Genomic DNA, 19,833 nt, shown 5'->3' with positions numbered 1-19,833 from the left:
GATAACTTCCCCCCCCACACTGGAAGAAATTTAAGTTATCAATAAATGCTAAAAAAAAGGGGGGTATTTGAAGTTATCAAGAATGAAAATCTTGATAAAAAAATACAGGGAATATGTCATCAACAAGTTATGGAACGAAGACGTGCTTTATTAATTGGAATAACAATATTTGGTGAAGGATTAGATAACTTCTCCCCAACACTAGAAGACGTTCAAGTTATGAAAAAATGCTTGGAAGAAAAGGGTGGGTTTGAAGTTATCCAGGAGGAAAATCTTGATAGAAAAGACATGGAATATGCCATCAACAAGTTTTTTTACGAGTCTCAAAAATCAGATACTTTACTTATTTATGTTTCAAGTCACGGTATTACAGATGCAGAAGGAACTTTTTATATCGCAACTTCTGAGACAAGTTATGATAGGGATACAGAAATAATTACAGGAGCTATTGAAGCAAGTTATTTCCACCGACAAATAAAAAATTGTACTTCTAATTCTCAAGTATGGCTGTTAGATTTATGTTATTCAGGCGCTTTTGTTCGAGGATACAGTAAAGGTAAAAATGATTCAGCAGAGAATTTACTAATTCAACAGTTGTTAAATCAAAAACAAAGATATCAAGCCATATCTAAGGGAATAAGTTCGGATAATTCAGTTGAAATTAAACAAAAAGAAGGATTAGTAATTATTACTTCTTCAGCAGGGGATCAAAAATCATATTTTATGGAAAATCAGTCTGATCTTTCTATCTTTACTTACTATGCTCAATTAGCTTTAAATGGTGATGCTGCTAACGAAGAAGGAAAAGTAACAGTTGACTCTTTTTATAAGTTTTTGGAAGTTAATATACCGAAATATGTTAAAGAGAATATCCCCAAATTCAAATATGGCGGTGGTATGAAACCAGAAATCCACATTTTACATGGAGAAGCTTATGATATTGTTTTAGCAAAAACTCAACTAGAGCCAAAGTTACAGTTTAGGAGAAATGAATCTAAAGAGAATTTATTTAAGTGTAAATATCAAATAGAAAAACCAAAAAATAAATTAGGAATTGCCCAAGAAGAGCCTGAAATAATCTTTAAAGAATTACCAAACATTAACCTGAAAAGAGAGATAAATCAAGGCAAATATCAACAAAATTTTTTTAAAATATTAAAATCATATACTATTCTGTCTATTGTACTGCTAATAAGCATATTCATAACTACTTTAGTAACAAAGCCTCCAGAGAGAGTACAACAATTCAAACTACAGGCTTTCGATCAGATGATAAGATGGAGGAGAGATGAAGGTCCAGATAAACGCTTGCTAATTGTTACAGTTACTCCAGAAGATATTAAATATCAAAAGGAAATGGGGTGGGAAATAGGAGGAGAATCACTATCAGACCAAGCAATTATTAAAGTTTTAGACAAATTAAATACCTATAAACCTCTAGTTATCGGTCTAGATATCTTTCGAGATTTTCCTGCTAAAGATGAACATTTAAAAACTCAGCTCGCCCAGAATAAAAGCTTGATCGCTGTATGTAAAATTAAGGAAGAAAAAAATAATAGTATTGGCATAGAACCTCCTCCTGAAATTCAAGAAAAACAACGAATAGGTTTTGCTGATTTTCCTCAAGACTCTGGTGGCGTTATTCGACGTCAGTTGTTGGGGATGTCAATTCCTGAAAACTCCCTTTGTTCAAGTTATTCTTTTAGTCTGAGGATAGCAATTCGTTATCTAAAAGAAAAAGGCATGGAAAAGAGAGCAGGAGAATTTAATCAAGGTAACTTAAAAATTAATGAGGTCCTTTTCCATAAATTAGAGAAGGATGCTGGGGGATATCATTTGCCTAAAAGGGAAGCACTAGGTTATCAAATTCTTCTCAATTACCGTTCTTCTGAGAAAATTGCGGAAACGATGACTCTTAAGGAATTACTTGATGGATCCCGTGACTCTAAACTCGCCCATCTGGTCAAGAACAAAATTGTTCTCATTGGGACTGATGCTGCTGAGGTTGGTTATGAAGATATGCATTTGACTCCCTATAATAAGAAGATACCAGGAATAATGATTCATGGTCACATGATCAGTCAGATTCTCAGTGCTGTCTTAGATGGGCGAACACTTTTGTGGTGGTGGCCGCAGGCCTTAGAAAATATTTGGGTTTGGGGTTGGTCTTTTATAGGAGGAATACTGGGTATTTGTTGGAGCAGGCAAGTTTTTGGAAGGTGGTTCATTGGGATAACTGTAGTAGCAGTACCTGTTACGTTATGGGGAATCTGCTTTTTAGTTTTTATAGAAATTGGCGGATGGCTGCCACTGGTTCCCTCGATACTAGGTTTCTTTTTAACTGGGATAGCGATAATTTTCTCTAATAAAACAATTAATGACACCATGTTTCTGTAAAATGATATACATGGTAAATAATGAAAATCTTGTAGTGCAACTATATTGCTCCCGTTGGTGTATATAATAACAACGGGAATTGCTGTAAGTTACATAAATATAGGATTAGGAGTAATGAATCAAAATAAATTAGTTTTGTTAGGGTTTTCTTTTGCTGCTTTCACTATTGCTTGGAGTGTTGCTAGCTTAATTATATATTTTCCCTCAGCGGAGGGACAGGAACCTAGCTTAATTCTCAATTCTGACTCGGTTAAGGTAAAGCTTTTAAGCGAAAAAAAAACCGATAAAAAAAACGATTCTGATAACATCGATTTTTCTGGGACAGGGAGACCAAATACACGAACCTCTGGAGGAACTAAGAATCCTGACTGCCCAAAAGTAGATCCGCCGATGACTGCTTTGGTCCCGGAAAACATGGGTTTGACAGTTAGCAATTCTCCTACATTTTGGTTTTATATTCCTTACAATTCTCAGGAGGTACAAACTGGACAATTTGTCCTCCAAGATGAAGAAGGAGAAAGGGATATTTACCGAACTACTTTTAATTTTTCTGCTACTCCTGGAATTGTCAGTATTCCCCTGCCGGATAATTTACCGAAGAGTCTGGAAATTGAACGTCCCTATCTTTGGTTATTCCTAGTTTTCTGTAATCAAGAAGATACAGATGCGAACGTTGTTCTAGAAGGTTACGTGCAAAGGGTTAAGGGGAATTCTAATTTCCAGATTTATAGTGACTATGCTAATAAAGGTATTTGGCATGATGCTCTGACTGATTTAGCTGAACGCCGCCGTCGTGAGCCACAAGAACCCGAACTGAAAGGATACTGGAAGAAGTTGTTGAAGGCTGCTGGCTTAGAAAGTTTCGCGGAAGAACCTATATTATCCTGTTGTATCCCGGAAAAATAATGGCTTGTATCCTCAAGCTTATAGCCAATTACCTAGCAAAATAAAGGGAGCCCAATAATAGGGGTGATTCCACCGTTTTCCTGGTTTTTTCTGAGCCCATAATTTTAGTTGAGCTTGACGAAGTGCTTCAGCTTTGGTCATATTTTGAGCCTGGTTCTGGATTAACTGCTGATAAAATAAGAACATGAATTCGGCCGTGGATTCATCAAAGACTGGCCACAAGGTGGCTAGTGTGCTACGGGCACCCGCTTTCACTGCTACCCCAGCCATTCCCAATATTGCTCGCTCATCGCCTTTGGCTGTTTGGCAAGCACTCAGGACGAGTAATTCAATGGGAATTGACTGATTAGCCAGTTTAATTTGGAACAAGTTTTCTAAATCTTCCATTTTGAGTAGTTCATTCCAAGCTAAAAGATAGGTGTCTTCTATATTAGAACTAAATTTGCCGTGAGTTGATAGGTGAACGGTGTTGAAGTTAGCTGAATTGAGTTCATTTTGCAGTCGCTCTTTAAGAAATTTCTCATTCAATAGAGTTTCTGTTGAACTAGATATTACTGAGCGAATTTTTTTTAATTCCTCCTTGACAAAGGGAATTTCAGTAAAATCTTGTGGTTTCGTTCTACCAAAATTTATTGACTCAGTTTCTCGCTCTTCGCTCACACCTCCTGTTAACCCATTTAAGCGAAATTGTTTGACAGGTTGAGGACTCAAAAGTTGCAGGCCTGGGGTGAAGGCGATGGCGTAGTCTTCTACCAAATATCGCTCAGTTTCGATATTGTATAGAACTGCCATAGGAATATTACGTAATGGACTATCTAGAACAAAAACCAAGGTCTGGATCCCATTTGTTTCTAGTTGTTTTTGAGCTTTCTTGATTAGCCAATCATATATTTTATGGGATTGTTTTTTCACATCTTCCAAAGCCGTCGTCTTATTGGAGAGAAATGTGCGTAGGTCTTTTATTGTTTTTTTGATTGCTTTAACTTCATCTTGAGATTTGTTAGTATGGTAATGTTGTAATTCTTTGCCTCCTGATAAAGCCAAAATTACTTCTAAACGGTCTTTCAAAATAACTGCGTAGAAGAATGCTGTTGGGGAGGAAGTTTCTTTAATCACTGTGTCAATTTTCTTGGGTTTTGCTTCCAAACAAGCATTGCCAAAAAAGTCATTCAGTTCAGCTAGTTGCAGGGCTTCAATCACCTCACGAGCTCGTTTAAGGTTGTCTTGAGAGATATCTTCCCCTCGCAAGAGTAAATCGACATATTCTCGATAGACAGGTTCTACACTGTCGCGAAAAGTAAATTGAACTTCCTGATCAATAGAAACTAAGTCTCCCCGCAGGGACTGAAGGGTGGCAAAGGCGGTATTATAAGCAGCGATCGCGTCATCTTCCTCTCCCTGAATTTCCCGCAAGCGCCCCAGTTGCCACTGCCAGAGATAGGCAATGTCTGGCAACTGGAAAGATGATGATATGTTCAGAGCTTTTATGGTTAAATCTTGAGCTTCTGAAAATTTTTCCATTTGTTGCTCAACGCTGCCCTGATAACCGAGAGCATAAGCCTCTGCTCTCTTGTTGCCCAAGGTTTGAGACTGCTTGACAGCGGTAGTAACTATTTCGGCAATATCTTCCCATTTCGGAACATCTGAGGGCTGAAGTTGATTATTTTTCTCTCTATCCCTGGCTAAACTGCACTGCTCAATAATAGGAGATGAGAGTTGACGTTCTTCCTGACTGAGGGTTGGCTCTTTCCAGCAGAATAGGCTTTGGGCGAAATTAAGTCGGGCATTAATAGCGGCGCGACTAGGAGGCAAATTATTTAATTGGGGTTCAATTTGAGACACCAAATCTGGCACTTGAGGCCAGGACTGCTTTTTCACCAACAGACTCAGTTCATTGAGTTGAGCTTGAATTATGAGGGTAGCTGTTCCTGACTCAGTAGCTGCTTTAACTGCCTCTTGGTAGAATGTTAAAGCTTCTCTAGCATTGTCATTTTTGCCTTGGACACGAGCGGTATTGCCTAAGCTGAGATAGATAGCAGCAATTTCGGCGTTTTTGCTTGGGAAAGGTTCTAATTGTTTAGCTCCCTCCAAACTAGCTTCTAATAGAACTTCCGAGTTAGTTGGCTGACCTAAAACTCGCAGTACATCACCGAGATTTCGCAATTTCTGGACTTCGAGTAAGGAAGCGGGGCGTTGAGCAAATACTTGGAGTTGTTGCTTTAAATCTTCTGGGGTTAATTTCCTTAATGCTTGACAATTTTGAACATTCAGCTCTATTATTGATAATAAACTCTTGCAAGCGCGGGGATAAAGTCCTAAGTCTTGGAGTACCTGAATTTGGTTAAACTCATTCTGGGCGGCTGCTTCTGGTCTGTCAATTTCCCGATACAGGTCAGCAGCTTGTTGCCAAGTTTCTAGAGCTTTTTCCGGCTTTTCTACCTCCCGCAACTGCTTTCCTTGAATATCCAGGGTTTGAGCGAGGATGCGCTGTGTTTCTGGTGTTTTTTCTAGGGTTTGTAGGATATTTAGGCTTTCGTCAATAGCCTTTTGTGCTAATTCCCACTCTCGAAGTTGTTGACGAGTTAGGGAAAGGTTGCTTAGTGCCATGGCATGGTTGAGTTGATCCCCTTGTTTAGCAAAGGCGACTACCGCTTGTTCCCAAAATCTGGCGGCTTCAGGAAAGTTTCTGGTTTGATAGAGGCTTCTAGCCTGTTTTTCCAGGCTGAAGCTATCAGGTTGAATTTGGAATATGGGAGTTTGGGGGCTCATCTGAGCAACCACTGGGGGAATTGCTAGGCCTATGAAAAATAAAATTAACAACAGCAGACTTTGGAGGAAATGCCGTTGGTTAATTAGTGTTTTAAGGAATTTCCAATTATTTGGGGTATTTTTGGGCTTCATTCTTTTTCCTCATCAGTTGTCAGTTGTGAATTTTCTCAGCGAGGCTGACAGGTAGCAGGATTAGCTCTGTGCTTTTGAACCTGGGTATTAGTGGGGTCGTAACTCACTAAGATCACCTCACCTTTTTCATTAAGTTTCCACCCTTTGGCGGGAACAATTTGGGCAGTAGAAGTCGGTGGTGGCGGTGGGGTAACAGTGGCTGCCGTCCCTGTGGCTGCTTCCACTAATCCCACTTCTAAGGGGTCGCTGTTTAGGGTTTGAGCAGGACTGGGAGACAAACCCCCTCGCCCCGTGATGATATATTCGCTTTCTTCTCCCTGTAGGCATGGATTTTGGGCAATCAATTGGTCAGGATCTACCACGTTTTCTGACAACTTAATTAATCCCTGACTAGGATCAATATCAGGGGTATTGATTTCGATAACTCCATCAATTCCTAGTTGTGAGCTAGCATCAATGGTGCTATTAGGGAAGCTAAAAATACCTTGAGTTGCAATCGATATATTGCCACCGTTGCCTTCAAAAGCATTGGCAGTGATGTCGCTGTCGTCTCTGGCGAGGAAAAATTCAGTCGATAGGTTGATGTTTCCACCATTACCTGTCCCTCCTGCCGTAGTTGAGATGGGACTGTTGTTTCGCAAGCTGAAGAGATTGGCAATATTGAAAGTCATGTTACCTCCTTGGCCACTAGCAGTAATGGCAGAGACTTTAGAACCACGATCAAGGAAGAGGTCCCCAGCACTGAGGAATATATTACCACTGTTGCCCTGTCCTGCGCTGCTTACAACTATTTCAGAGCTATTGGTGATAGTAACTTTGGTGGCGTCAATGGAGATGTCGCTACCATTCCCTGTGGACTCAGGAAGAGTATCGGCAGCTATCCCAGCACCATTTTTAACTTCCAGAGAGCCGGTAGTAATAGTAACACCCCCTGCATTCCCTTCTGCTCCTTGTGCTACACCGCTAGCCACTACAGTTAAAATTTCTGAGTCTCCTCCATCCAAGATTACAGTCTCAGTAGCATTAATATTCACAGTCCCTGCATCTCCTTTACCAAAGGTAACGGCAAGTAGCTGAGCACCATTTTTAACTTCCAGAGAGCCGGTGGTAACCGTAACACCCCCTGCCTTCCCTTCTGCTCCTTCTTCCACACTGCTAGTTACTCCAGTCAAAATTTCTGAGTTTTCTCCATCCAAGACTACAGTCTCAGTAGCGTTAATATTCACAGTCCCTGCATCTCCTTTACTAAAGGTACTGGCTTCTATCTCTGCACCATTTTTAACTTCCAGAGAGCCGGTGGTAATAGTAACACCCCCTGCCTTCCCTTCTGCTCCTGGTGCTACACTGCTAGCTACTACAGTTAAAAATTCTGAGTCTCCTCTATCCAAGACGACAGTCTCAGTAGCATTAATATTCACAGTCCCTGCATCTCCTTTACTAAAGGTAACGGCACCTATCACAGCACCATTTTTAACTTCCAGAGAGCCGGTGGTAATAGTAACACCCCCTGCATTCCCTTCTGCTCCTGGTGCTACACTGCTATTTACTCCAGTTAAAATTTCTGAGTCTCCTCCATCCAAGACGACAGTCTCAGTAGCATTAATATTCACAGTCCCTGCATCTCCTTTACTAAAGGTAACGGCACCTATCACAGCACCATTTTTAACTTCCAGAGAGCCTGTGGTAATAGTAACACCCCCTGCATTCCCTTCTGATCCTGGATCCGCATCGCTATTTACTCCAGTAGCAAATTCTGAGTTTTCTCCATCCAAGACGACAGTCTCAGTAGCATTAATATTCACAGCCCCTGCGTCTCCTTTACCCAAAGTAAGGGAATCTATTATAGCACCATTTTTAACTTCCAGAGAGCCTGTGGTAATAGTGACAACCCCTGCTTTCCCTTCTGCTCCTTCTTCCAGACTGGTAGCTATTCCAGTGGAAAATTCTGAGTTTCCTCCATCCAAGACGACAGTCTCAGTAGCATTAATATTCACAGTCCCTGCATTTCCTTTACCCCAGTTAATGGAAAGTATCTCAGCACCATTTTTAACTTCCAGAGAGCCGGTGGTAATAGTGATAACCCCTCCATTCCCTTCTGCTCCTTCTTCCACACTGCTACTTACTCCAGTTAAAATGTCTAAGTCTCTTACTCCATCCAAGACTACAGCGTCACTCGCTTCAATAGTCACACTGCCAGCAGTTCCTTCTCCGGAGATGGTAGTACCTATAATTGAGCCATTATTAACTGAAAGTGCACCAGTCTTAATTTTAATATTACCACTGTTGCCCACAGCATTTTCTTCGACCTCATTATCAATCAAGCTGTTATCAGCTAAATTAATTCTACCAGTAGCATTAATCTCAATATCACCTCCCTGAGCTTCAGGGGAGCCTAACCCTTCACTTATTCCTGCCAGAAGTTCACTTCCGCCCACAACATCTACATTCTGGGCCTTGATAGTTATACTTCCACCCCCTCCACTACGGACATTAATTACCGCCTCATTCCCTAAAAATATATCCCCTCGCGCCGCCCCTTCAGGAAAAATGAAACTTAAATCCTCATTTAGTTCCACTACCCCAGGAACAGCGAGACTCCCCAACTCTACTTGAGTTCCCGGAGATTCAATGACAGTACCATCCAACCTAACTTCACCCCCCAACAGCCCCAAAGTTTGCCTTGGTCCTACCTTAAGCTCACTAGTAGCCCTAGCACTTATCGGTCCCGGATTCTCTTGAAACCGCAAACCCAGGGGAATATTTATCGTCAATAAAGGTGGTGCTTGGGGATTAGAGGCACTAAACTCAAAATTGTTGAAAACAAAACTCTCAGCGCTACTAACTACAAAAGACCCCTGCAAATCTAAGCTAGCATTAGGACCAAAAATAACGCCGTTGGGATTAATCAGAAATAGGTTAGCATTACCCAACACTCCCAAAGTTCCCAGAAGGTTAGACACATTAGTCCCAGTCACCCTGGTGAATATATTCTCAATCAAAGCAGGATTAGCAAAATAAGCTCCTTGTCCCTCCCCAACATTAAATTCTCCGAAACTGTGGAACAGATTACCATCACGAATTGCCCCTCCTTCCAGACGTTCACTGGGAATACCTTTAATATTATCAGGAACCACCACCGAACTCTCCTTACCCAAAGTGTCATCAGGAACAATTTGGGCAGTCGCAACAATTGGCGACAAAGAAAAGGCCAAAGCAACAAAAGCACTTAATTTAGGCTGACATCGAAATTTGTCCATAATTTTATCCCTCTAAAATTTAGCATCAATGGTAAAATAAAGACCATTTTCCTGTAACGTTTTTTCCTCCGAAGTAACGTCCATCAAAGGTATACCCCAATCAAAGCGGGCGCTGAGGCGATCGCTCATCTGCCATAGTAACCCAAAACCGACTCCTGCCAGACTATTGTGCTCTGGTTCAGGCAAATCAGAACTGTTCCAACCGACTCCAAAATCCACAAAAGGAACTATCTGCAAAACTCCCTCTACATTATCCCAGCGCATAATAGGCAGTCGGACCTCAGTGCCTAAAAAAAGTCCATTATCAGTAAACGATAAATCTTGGCGATAACCCCTAACACTATTAACACCACCAATACGAAACTGTTCTACAGGTAACAAACCTCTATCAGCCAACTGGATATTTGTGCGCACCACCAGCAAAGAATCCGAATTCTTAGCTAAACGTCGCACATACTGTCCTTGTCCTCGCCAACTAAAAAAGCGACTATCGGGGAGGTCATCATTAATGGTAGCATTGAAAGCCCCCACTCCCAAACTAAATTGAGAACGAACAGCAAATACTTCTGCCTGATTCCGTTTAACCCAATCTTGGAAAAGTCGAATCGCCGAGATTCGTGTTTCCCCCTTCTCATTAGCACCAGGAGATAGAGGAAAAGGTTCTCCCAATAGTTCACTCTCACGGTTTTGTCGATAAAAAGTTAAACCCAGAGCCAATTCTTGGGTAGGAAATTGGATAATAGGTTGGCGCACTGTCAGTTCGTAGTATTGGGACTCTCCCATAATATCAAGGTCATCGAAAGGAGATTCAACTACACGAGTATCAGTTAATTCTGTAGTAAGTTGAATCGTACCATTGCGGGCATTAAACGGAATAGTGTAGTTAAAACTAAAATTGTTACTACCGTCAGAATTTGTATAGCTCGCGTTTAGTCCATCACCAAAACCCAATAAATTTCCCTGCTTTAACCGAAGACCCCGTTGAAAGCTGCCCACATTAGGAGCGCGACTATTGTTAGCAAAAGATTCAATACTAAAAGAGTCTGCCTGGGTAACACTGACAGTCAGCAAACTAGATTGGGGAAGGGGTCCAGCTGATACCTCTGCTTTAATAATAGCTATTAGGGGGTCAAGCTGTAATAATTGGAGAGCCCGAAGTAACTTATTCTGATCAAAGGGCTTTTCCGTAGCTAGAGCTAACCGGCTACGGACATAGTTGGGGTTCAAGCGTCCTGTTACGGTTACCTGAATATCTTCTATTTCCCCTTCAATAATCTTTATCTTTACTACCCCATCCTTGAGATTTTGTCCAGCTAAGATTACGGCTCCGGAATTGATATAACCGGCCTGAACGTATTTATCAGTCACCGCTTTCTCAGCTTGGAGGAGTTCAGCAAAGGTAATAGGTCGCTCAGTAAAAGGTTTAACCACCTCCTCTAATTCTTCCTTGGTAAATGCCGTGTAACCGACAAATTCAAACTTATTAATCTTCACCCGTAGATAAGGTTCAGAGTTTTCTAATTCATTCTCTGAAGCTCCGGGTGGAGTAATATCAAGTTGGGGAGACTCTAGCTGAATAGGAAATTTAGGAAGAGGGGGTTCCGGAGTTTTAGGAGGAATGGGAGCAGGAACTTGAGCCAAAGAGCTAGTATTAGTCCGAGATAGCCAGAAAGTCCTAGCTATTTCTGGATCTTGACTAGAAATCAAGACCGGATGAGCAGACACTTTAACAGGGCTCCCCAAAACAGTTAGAAATATGGGCAAAATTAGCCACCTTTCCTGGGAAAATTTCTCAAACACTTAAATTCTACCTTTATATATTACTTGATAAAACTGATATAAAACCTCAATGTTTCTTTCTTAGTTTAACTGAGGCTTTTAAGAATTATATCATGCCTGGTTGAATAGTTATAATTAAATTTTGTAGTAAAGCTTTAGCCCTAAGTGCAGATATTTGCTTAGCAATAAACTATGATAATCTTTATGGAGCAAAGATTACATAGGTTTTACTTTCTCCTAAATTTTGACCTTTCTGGTAGACCACTTATTCCTTTTTGGGGAACCAGGCTTGTCAAGCTGGGGCTGACGAGAAAAATACATTATGCGATCGCTATTTAGATACTAGACTTTAAGAATGGATAAGCATATCTATATAAAGCTTTCAAAACTTATAGCGGTTTTTATTTCAGTAGACCACAGTAGGGACGCTCTATTGAACGCCTCTACACAGTTTAGGTTATCACCATGTGGTTCATCAATTTCAAAAGCCCTTTATGGACTAAGTATAGTTGTGCAAATAGAGCTCTTGCCCAACTACAAACCACATGCTTTTTATGACTAATGATCCAGACATGATATTACTCATACGCAGGCTACAACAATTTTCCAGCTTGGTTTTGCTTATGACGATATGGTTCATTAATATGAAAACGTTATAAGTCAAAACTCCTAGACTAGCACAAATTCCTTCACCTCACCAGTCAAACTAAATGGACGTACTTCAGTAATTTTCACCTTAACTAACTTACCCTTCAACTGAGCAATATCTCCCTCAAAAAATGTCAGACGGTTACCACGGGTACGACCCATAACTTGAGCAGCATTTTTAGGGTTCATGTCTTCAACTAAAACTTCTTCAATACGACCCATATAACGTTGCGAACGATCGGCCGCCTTCACACCAACCAAATGATTCAACCGTTGTAGTCTATCTGACTTCACCTCCTCACCCAATTGATTTTCCCATAAAGCCGCTGGAGTTCCCGGCCTAGGAGAATAAGCAGCAGTATTCAACTGATCAAACCCAATATCCTCCACCAACTTCAGAGTATTCTCAAATTGTGCCTCAGTTTCCCCAGGAAACCCAACTATTGCATCAGCACTAATAGAAGCATCCGGCATCAGTTCCCGAATTTTATCAATAATGCGGCGATATTTTTCATGAGTGTAACCCCTAGCCATTGCCTTCAATAACTTATTATCTCCAGACTGAAACGGAATATGGAAATGTTCACAAACCTTAGGCAACTCAGCACAAGCTCTAATTAAACGTTCTGTAAAATAGCGGGGGTGACTCGTGGCAAAGCGAATACGTTCAACACCTGGTACATCATGCACATAGTAAAGTAAATCTGTGAAAGTGTATTTATTACGCCCTTCTTTTGTTACCCCGGGTAAGTCCCGTCCATAAGCATCAATATTTTGACCTAACAATGTTATTTCCTGATAACCTTGTCGCCCCAACTCTTCCATTTCAGCGCGAATAGCCTCAGGTGTACGAGACTGCTCTACACCCCGTACACTAGGAACAACACAATAGGTACAGTGTTCGTTGCAACCATAAATTATATTTACCCAAGCAGTAATTTTACTATCCCGTCTAGGTTTAGTAATATCTTCCACAATATGAATAGGTTCAGTCGCGACTACTTGGTTGCCATTAAATACCTGTTCTAATAAATCTTGCAAACGGTTAGCATGTTGAGGTCCCATAATTAAGTCAAGTTCGGGAACTCGCCGCAGTAGTGCCGCCCCTTCCTGTTGAGCCACACATCCAGCAACAATAAGAGTGAGGTCTGGTTGTTTATGTTTACGTTTTGCTTGTCTACCCAGGTAAGAATAGACTTTTTGTTCAGCATTGTCGCGAATAGTGCAAGTATTATATAGAATGATATCAGCTTTGTTAGGGTCTTCTGAAGAAATAAGACCCATATTATCTAAGATACCTGCCATGCGTTCGGAGTCAGCTTTGTTCATTTGACAGCCGAAAGTAGTAATGTGATAGTGACGGTTATTTGTATTCATATTTAAAGATGGAATAAAATGATAGTATACCAGAACTTAATATTATCAGGACTTACGCACCAAACGCCATATCTAGTAGGAGTAAATGGCATTTGCCCCCTAAATGTTGCATTTGCTCTCTAACTATGGCATTTTTTATGCCGTTTTTCACAGGGCGATAAAAAATCATATAGTTCACATAATTATAGATATTATAGATAAGCAAACTAGGTAAGTTAAGTGCCAATTCTTCACGATAAAATAATTTTTTATAACTCTAAAGTCATTTCCGATATAGATTTTTATCTTGATATTTTTCTCAATATTACTGCTACTATTTAATTACTTTGAAGCAAAAAAAGTCATATAATTAAACTATATATTATTATACCAATTTTAATCAATATATTCTACATAAAATCCTACTGTTTATTAACTATAAATTAAAATATTAACCAATAAAATCAGAGTTAATTATAATAGTTTTGTAAACTCTGCTAATTTCTCTACCGGATTTTTTTGTTTGTCACCATAATATTAATATTTTTCTTTAGTTACTTTACACTCAGTTATAAACTTTACTTTTATAAAGTATACTTTAAATAATCACTTGATGGAGGTTTTGCTTTTATTTAATGTAGTTTTAAGTAATTGATTTTGAAAATATTCTTACCAAAGAGCATAGCTGAAAAAAAACTATTAATTACCCAAAATACTAAAGTATATTTCTATTTTTATTGCTTATTTAAAGCAAATTTTTTAGACAATTTAGTAACTTAAATATGTAATAGTTTCTCTTGAATAAGACTAAAAATAATATCAGTTACCATTAACAAATAAACAGGATAGCCTTGTCAATATATGCCTTAATTCAATTCAATTTAATTAGCGATCGCCTTAATTATTCCCCTATTTTCCCGAGTCAACTCTCCTGACATTAGCTTTTATTTCCCAATCTAAAATAATGCGTATTTTTATTATAGCCATTTTGGAAATAATTCCCTATATCAATATTATTCTGTAGGATTCATTTTCCGATATTAAAATTATCCCTCAATGTTCTTTGGGATAGATTTGATAATTAGAAAAATTTGATAATTTTGAATAAGCTATTTGCCAAAATAGTATCACAAAATTTTTATTTTTCAGAGTACTAAGTTTTAAATATTTAATCCATCTATTTACTTCATCTAATCTTTTTACTAAATATAAGTCTACTTAAGATATTTCCTAAATCAAATATTTTAACTGTAGCTTGATATTCCTAGCTGACAAAATAAACATTTCCTCCATAGATTATTATTGATTAACTGTTAATATCAATTTGTTAAATAACTCGAAAAGTTTTATCCCCCCAAAAAAACTCTGGGAAAGGGTTGCTCAATAATTCAGGTTTATGCCATAACCGTATTAAAACGCTAGAAGACATGAACAACAAGTAAAATACTTGCCAACTCAGCACCTAAATATAATAATAGGTAATATAAATTAACTAATAAATGCAGAACTTATGTACCCAAACAAGAAACCCAGTTTCTCACCTTAATTATTGTTATTCACTCTCACGAAATTTCCGATTATAATCCAGTTTCTGCCTAACTCCTAAAACAATTATAATATCATATAATTTTAAATAATTACATAACTAAAAAAGCAGAATAAAAAATCATGAACTTTTTTGATAAGCTACTAACTAGCATAGAAAAGAACCAAAGTTTACTTTATCTGGAATTAGACCCTAATCCAGAAAGTTTACCCAAACAAGCTGAGGGTAAAAATATTCCAGCAAAATATTTGCTTCTTAAACATCCAGAAAAAGATAATCAAGAACTAATTCAAGATTGGTGGGAATGGCTCCATTTTTTAATAACTCAAACAGAAAAATATGTATGTGCTTATAAACTTTCTTTAGGCTATTATCAATCTTTCGGCATACCAGGTTTACAACTACTTCAGCAAACCCTAAAAACTATTCCTTCTGAAATTCCAATTATCTTAGATGCTAAACACAGTGACTTAAAAACAAGCACAGTATTTGCTCAGTCTATATTTGCAGATTTGCAAGTAGATGCTTGTACAATTTTACCCTATACAGGATTTGATTTAGTTGTACCTTTTTTACTTTATCCAGGTAAAGCAGTTTTTCTACTTTGTGCCACAGCAAATGCTTCAGCAGGAGTATTACAACAATATCCTAATCAAGAGCAACCTCTTTATTTGAAATTAGTAGTAGAAGCTCAAAGATGGGCAACACCAGAAAAACTAGGTTTTGAAGTAGGAATAATGCCAGATATCCTAGGCAAAATCAGACAAGTTGCTCCAGAAAGACTAATACTAATTCAAGGGGATATAGCAGAAGAAAATGATATTAATAATCCCCAAAAATTAAATCAACTTTTAGCTGCTGGTTTGAATATTAATGGTGAAGGATTACTTTTACCAATACCACCAAAATTATTAGGAACTGCAGAACCTAAGACTGCTATTAAAAGTTTAATAAGCACGATAAATGAACAACGTCTAAAGATGGTTAAAGGTAGTCCAACTTGTGAATTGTGGTTGCCAGATATTTGTTTTTTACAACATCAACCACACCGGGATTTAATCTTACAACTTTATAATCTTGGCTGTATTATTTTTGGCGATCATGTACAAGCATCGGGAGCTATTTTTCCCTACTATATAGACTTAAGAAAAATCATCTCAATTCCCCAAATATTCCATAAAATTGTTACTGCTTATGCTGAAATTATCCAGAATTTGGAATTTGATAGAATTGCAGGTATTCCCTATGGTTCATTGCCCACTGCAACAGGTTTAGCTTTACATCTAGAACGCCCAATGATATTTCCTCGCAAAGAGGTAAAAGCTTATGGTACTGGCCGATTAATTGAAGGCCATTTTCAACCAGGGGAAAAAATTGTAGTTGTGGATGATATTATGATTACTGGTAATAGTGTAATGGAGGGAGCAGAGAAACTAAAATCAGTGGGATTAAAAGTAGAAGATATTGTTGTATTTATTGACCATGAACGAGGAGTAAAGGATAAGTTACAAGACCATGGATATCTAGGTCACTCAGTATTGACTTTGACAGAAATTGCTCAAACTTTATATGAGTCTAACAAGATTAATTATGAACAATTTAATATCCTAAAAAATCATCATTAAATCCGATGCTATTTCCGCAAATATACTAATTTATAGTGGATGTCAAAAAGAGGTAATTAAACAAATTACAAGTCAGAAAGTATAAGTTTTTCTTGTGATATAAATTTTGACCAAGATTACAAAAAAAATTAGTATTAATATATGAGATTTTAGACATAATTGTTTTGATTAAATGTATATAATATAATTTACTTATTTCCAAGAAAATTATCCACAATTTATCAGTATTTTTATTAGTAGAGTACTATTTATAAACTACCAGTCAATCTAGCAAATATTGATAGAGTAAATATGAAAAAGATTTTATTAACAACAGTTATTACTGGTTTAATATATGCCTTACCTATGAAATGTAAATCAGTTTTTGCCAACTCAATTACTAAGGCTAATTATGACAATTTAAAAATTGGTATGACATATCATGAAGTCAAGAGAATATTAGGTAGAGAAGGTAAAATTTATACAGAATATAATAGCCCGAATCTTGAAAACTTTGGGGCTGCTTATCGCTGGATAAATAATGATGGTACAGGAATAGTTGCCGTATTTAATTCTGAGAATAAGTTAATTAAATTCACTGCTCAAAATTTGAATACTAATAGCTTTGGAATAAATAGAGAAGCCCCAGTAGTTACAAGTTTAAATAGGGAAAATATAAAAGTTGGTATGACTTATGATGAAGTAAAAACAATTATTGGCAGTGGAGGTAAAAAACAACCAACTAGAGATAATCCTTTAAATAATCGTAATACTACTGAATATATTTGGCTTAATCCTGATGGTACAAATATGACTATAATTTTTGATTCTAATCAGAAAGTTATGACTATTAGAACGAAAAATATGAATACCTACAATCTTGGTAATCCTTTCTGGAATAAACCATTACCAGTTTATACCATTACACGAGAAAAATATGAAAAATTGCAGCTAGGAATGACATATCAAGAAATTAAAAATATTCTGACAAAGGAAGGAGAATTAGATACAGAATTTGATCCAGAAGCTTTTGAAAAATCAAGAGAAGCAAGAAAAATGCAAATCAATATGACTGCCTATCGCCAAGACTTACTTGCTCAGGAACCAGTAGTGCCAAATGAAAAGAAAGAAGAGGATAAAATTAAGGATGCTTATAAATGGATGAATCCTAATAAAACAGGAATTAAAGTAGTTTTTAATATGCAATATAAGGCAGTTGCTATATATACTTTTGGTTTGGGTGTTGGACTTAAATAAAAGGTTTTTTAGCTGATTTTAGCTTAATCATTTAATTGAATAGGATTCAAATATAATTAATTGTATATGCAGTAAAAATTGTGAGGCTTTAAGAATAGTTACCCTCAACACTTAAAAAAAAAATGAATATAATGAATATTTAGTATTTAGTAGTTATATAAATTTTCATGCATTAATACTATACTTAAGGTAAAATTTAAGTTATTAAGTAATTCAAACAAGCATAATAACTTTCTGATTCGCCTTAGCTAAGTTAATATTAATTATTTTTATGTTATAAAGACTCTAGGTCAGAAGTAAAAAGAGAAAAGCAGTATATATTGAAAACAAATGTAAAAATGATAGAAATATATGTTTTTTATGGCCTACTATATTTGAATCTATTTAACTATTCTTGAAGCCTTTAGATTCAGATAATATAAAAATTCTAAAATCCCCAAAAATTCTCATATTTATTATATTATGTTCTCTAATAATAATAGATAGTAAATATGTAGTCCAAATAAAAAAAAGAATTAATTTTACGAATAATAGAAAGGAGATTAAATCAGTTATAGTAATCAGGAACAAGATATGAGAAAAAAAACTGCAGGTATTGGGTTGACCCATCCCATTCCCCTATTTTTTTTTTAAGATTTGATATAAGTAACCAGCACCATTATCTATCCAGACATTTGTTCTGCCTAATTTCTTTGATTTATACTTATGTATACCAATCCTAAATATTATATAAAATCACCGGACTTCTTAAAAAATAACTCTAACTCCTGTGACTTCAGTACAAGTGTCTTCTGTCTTCTGCCTTAAAGCAGCCCATTTATTTCACTCTTTAGATAGGATTATTATATCTTTGTATGTAGCAAAAAAAAGTAAAATAAGATGACCCAAGTAATAAGTTGTTTTATCAAAAACTGTCTAGATAATTTAGAAAAAAATATTTATAAATTCATCATATTGTAGAAAAAAAACTATTAGTAAAAAAAAATATTGTTTTAATTGTTAACCTTTTGCTAAAAAAAATCAAATTTTAGATGCCTGAAAGTAAAAAATGGTTAGGTCTAATGATTGGAAATTCCCGGTTACATTTTGGTTATTTTACTGATAAAATAATTCAGAATACTTGGGATGCTAATCATCTTCAACAAATAGAAATTAAATCTCATATAAATGAGGAAAAGGGAATAGAAAAAAGCCTCAAAAATATATTAGAAACTAAGAACATAAACTTGAATCATAGGATACCTTTATTAATAGCATCAGTAGTTCCTGAGCAAACAGCACTTTGGCAAACTTATCCTGATTCCGATATGATTACCCTGAATAAGTTACCGTTGCAAGGACTTTATCCTACTCTAGGAATAGATAGAGCTTTGGCAGTGTTAGGTGCAGGTACAAACTTTGGTTGGCCTATACTAGTTATAGATACTGGTACGGCAATGACCTTTACTGGTGCCAATGCAAAAAAAAAATAATGGGAGGAGCTATTTTACCAGGGCTAAGATTACAGTTATCATCCTTAGCAAAGGGAACAGCTATGTTACCATTAACTGATATACCTGTAGAGTTACCCACTCGGTGGGCAAAAGAAACAGGAATAGCAATTCAAAGTGGAGTCATTTACACTATATTGGCAGGTATGAAAAATTACGTTGTATCTTGGTTGGAAGAATTTCCTGAAAGTAAAATAGTATTTACTGGAGGGGATCACTCCATACTATTTACTCATTTCACAACCCTGTTTCCTCAACTAGCTGCAATAGTTATAGATGCACCTGATTTAATTTTTTGGGGAATGGCAAGAGTAACAAATATTCAACTAGACTAGGTGAATATTTCCTGTCATTACCTAATATTATTAACTATTCTAGCTGTGCAACAAAGTCTCTACTCAAAGCTTGCACCTTAAATTAAATATGCAAGCATGACTCCATCCAAAGTGAGAGCTGTTACTGGCATGGTCTTATTGTTTGATGCCAAGACCAAGACGTTTATGGTTGATAGTTTGGATCATGTTGCTTGCCCGCACATAGCACTATAACAACACCGATGTCTATTTTTTGATGCTGCTTAACTTAGGACCAGCCATATGTTTTGATGGGTTTTATTCCTTTATTGGTTGGGAGTCTCTCCCTGTTCAACAAGTTACTAACTTTACAAATTATGACTTCACTTTTTAGCTATT

8 protein-coding genes and 1 pseudogene are annotated in these 19,833 nt (G+C 37.0%); 5 read left to right on the top strand and 4 right to left on the bottom strand.

The window, feature by feature from the left end; all coding sequences use genetic code 11:
* Positions 1–45: 45 nt before the first annotated feature.
* Positions 46–2,397 (top strand): CHASE2 domain-containing protein, encoded by a 2,352-nt coding sequence (locus TERY_RS24620; protein WP_011610246.1) that lies wholly within the window; start codon positions 46–48, stop codon positions 2,395–2,397.
* Positions 2,398–2,511: 114 nt separating this feature from the next.
* A complete protein-coding gene (locus tag TERY_RS01775; protein ID WP_011610245.1) occupies positions 2,512–3,303 on the top strand; it encodes a DUF928 domain-containing protein in 792 nt (263 codons plus the stop codon).
* A gap of 18 nt (positions 3,304–3,321) precedes the next feature.
* Here the strand turns inward: TERY_RS01775 and TERY_RS01770 are convergent, their stop codons facing one another.
* From TERY_RS01770 to miaB, 4 genes are all read right to left on the bottom strand, one after another.
* Positions 3,322–6,204: a CHAT domain-containing protein gene (locus TERY_RS01770; RefSeq protein WP_011610244.1), complete on the bottom strand. Its 2,883-nt coding sequence runs from the start codon at positions 6,202–6,204 to the stop codon at positions 3,322–3,324.
* A 35-nt stretch (positions 6,205–6,239) separates the two neighbouring features.
* On the bottom strand, positions 6,240–9,461 hold the full coding sequence (locus TERY_RS01765; RefSeq protein ID WP_011610243.1) for a filamentous hemagglutinin N-terminal domain-containing protein: 3,222 nt from the start codon (positions 9,459–9,461) through the stop codon (positions 6,240–6,242).
* 12 nt (positions 9,462–9,473) lie between these two features.
* Positions 9,474–11,225: a ShlB/FhaC/HecB family hemolysin secretion/activation protein gene (locus tag TERY_RS01760; protein WP_370496430.1), complete on the bottom strand. Its 1,752-nt coding sequence runs from the start codon at positions 11,223–11,225 to the stop codon at positions 9,474–9,476.
* 684 nt (positions 11,226–11,909) lie between these two features.
* The gene (gene miaB, locus TERY_RS01755; RefSeq protein WP_011610241.1) at positions 11,910–13,265 is read right to left on the bottom strand and encodes a tRNA (N6-isopentenyl adenosine(37)-C2)-methylthiotransferase MiaB; all 1,356 of its coding nucleotides are present in this window, start codon (positions 13,263–13,265) and stop codon (positions 11,910–11,912) included.
* Positions 13,266–14,912: 1,647 nt separating this feature from the next.
* Here miaB and TERY_RS01750 point away from each other — a divergent pair.
* From TERY_RS01750 to TERY_RS01740, 3 genes and pseudogenes are all read left to right on the top strand, one after another.
* On the top strand, positions 14,913–16,415 hold the full coding sequence (locus tag TERY_RS01750; protein ID WP_011610240.1) for a bifunctional orotidine-5'-phosphate decarboxylase/orotate phosphoribosyltransferase: 1,503 nt from the start codon (positions 14,913–14,915) through the stop codon (positions 16,413–16,415).
* A gap of 291 nt (positions 16,416–16,706) precedes the next feature.
* Positions 16,707–17,651, top strand: coding sequence for a hypothetical protein (locus TERY_RS01745; RefSeq protein WP_011610239.1), 945 nt, complete (start codon positions 16,707–16,709; stop codon positions 17,649–17,651).
* A 1,031-nt stretch (positions 17,652–18,682) separates the two neighbouring features.
* Positions 18,683–19,476: pseudogene (locus TERY_RS01740) on the top strand (pantothenate kinase).
* Positions 19,477–19,833: the final 357 nt, after the last annotated feature.

The organism is Trichodesmium erythraeum IMS101, from assembly GCF_000014265.1.
Taxonomy (GTDB): domain Bacteria; phylum Cyanobacteriota; class Cyanobacteriia; order Cyanobacteriales; family Microcoleaceae; genus Trichodesmium; species Trichodesmium erythraeum.
The sequence above is the reverse complement of the archived record's forward strand: the minus strand, read 5'-3'. Positions and strand labels throughout refer to the sequence as shown.

What these genes read in the sequence shown, in the direction of transcription:
- TERY_RS01750 (WP_011610240.1), top strand. Translation starts at nt 14,913, where the DNA reads ATGAACTTTTTTGATAAGCTACTAACTAGCATAGAAAAGAACCAAAGT.
- TERY_RS01765 (WP_011610243.1), bottom strand. Translation starts at nt 9,461, where the DNA reads ATGGACAAATTTCGATGTCAGCCTAAATTAAGTGCTTTTGTTGCTTTG.
- TERY_RS01770 (WP_011610244.1), bottom strand. Translation starts at nt 6,204, where the DNA reads ATGAAGCCCAAAAATACCCCAAATAATTGGAAATTCCTTAAAACACTA.
- TERY_RS01775 (WP_011610245.1), top strand. Translation starts at nt 2,512, where the DNA reads ATGAATCAAAATAAATTAGTTTTGTTAGGGTTTTCTTTTGCTGCTTTC.
- miaB (WP_011610241.1), bottom strand. Translation starts at nt 13,265, where the DNA reads ATGAATACAAATAACCGTCACTATCACATTACTACTTTCGGCTGTCAA.
- TERY_RS01745 (WP_011610239.1), top strand. Translation starts at nt 16,707, where the DNA reads ATGAAAAAGATTTTATTAACAACAGTTATTACTGGTTTAATATATGCC.
- TERY_RS24620 (WP_011610246.1), top strand. Translation starts at nt 46, where the DNA reads ATGCTAAAAAAAAGGGGGGTATTTGAAGTTATCAAGAATGAAAATCTT.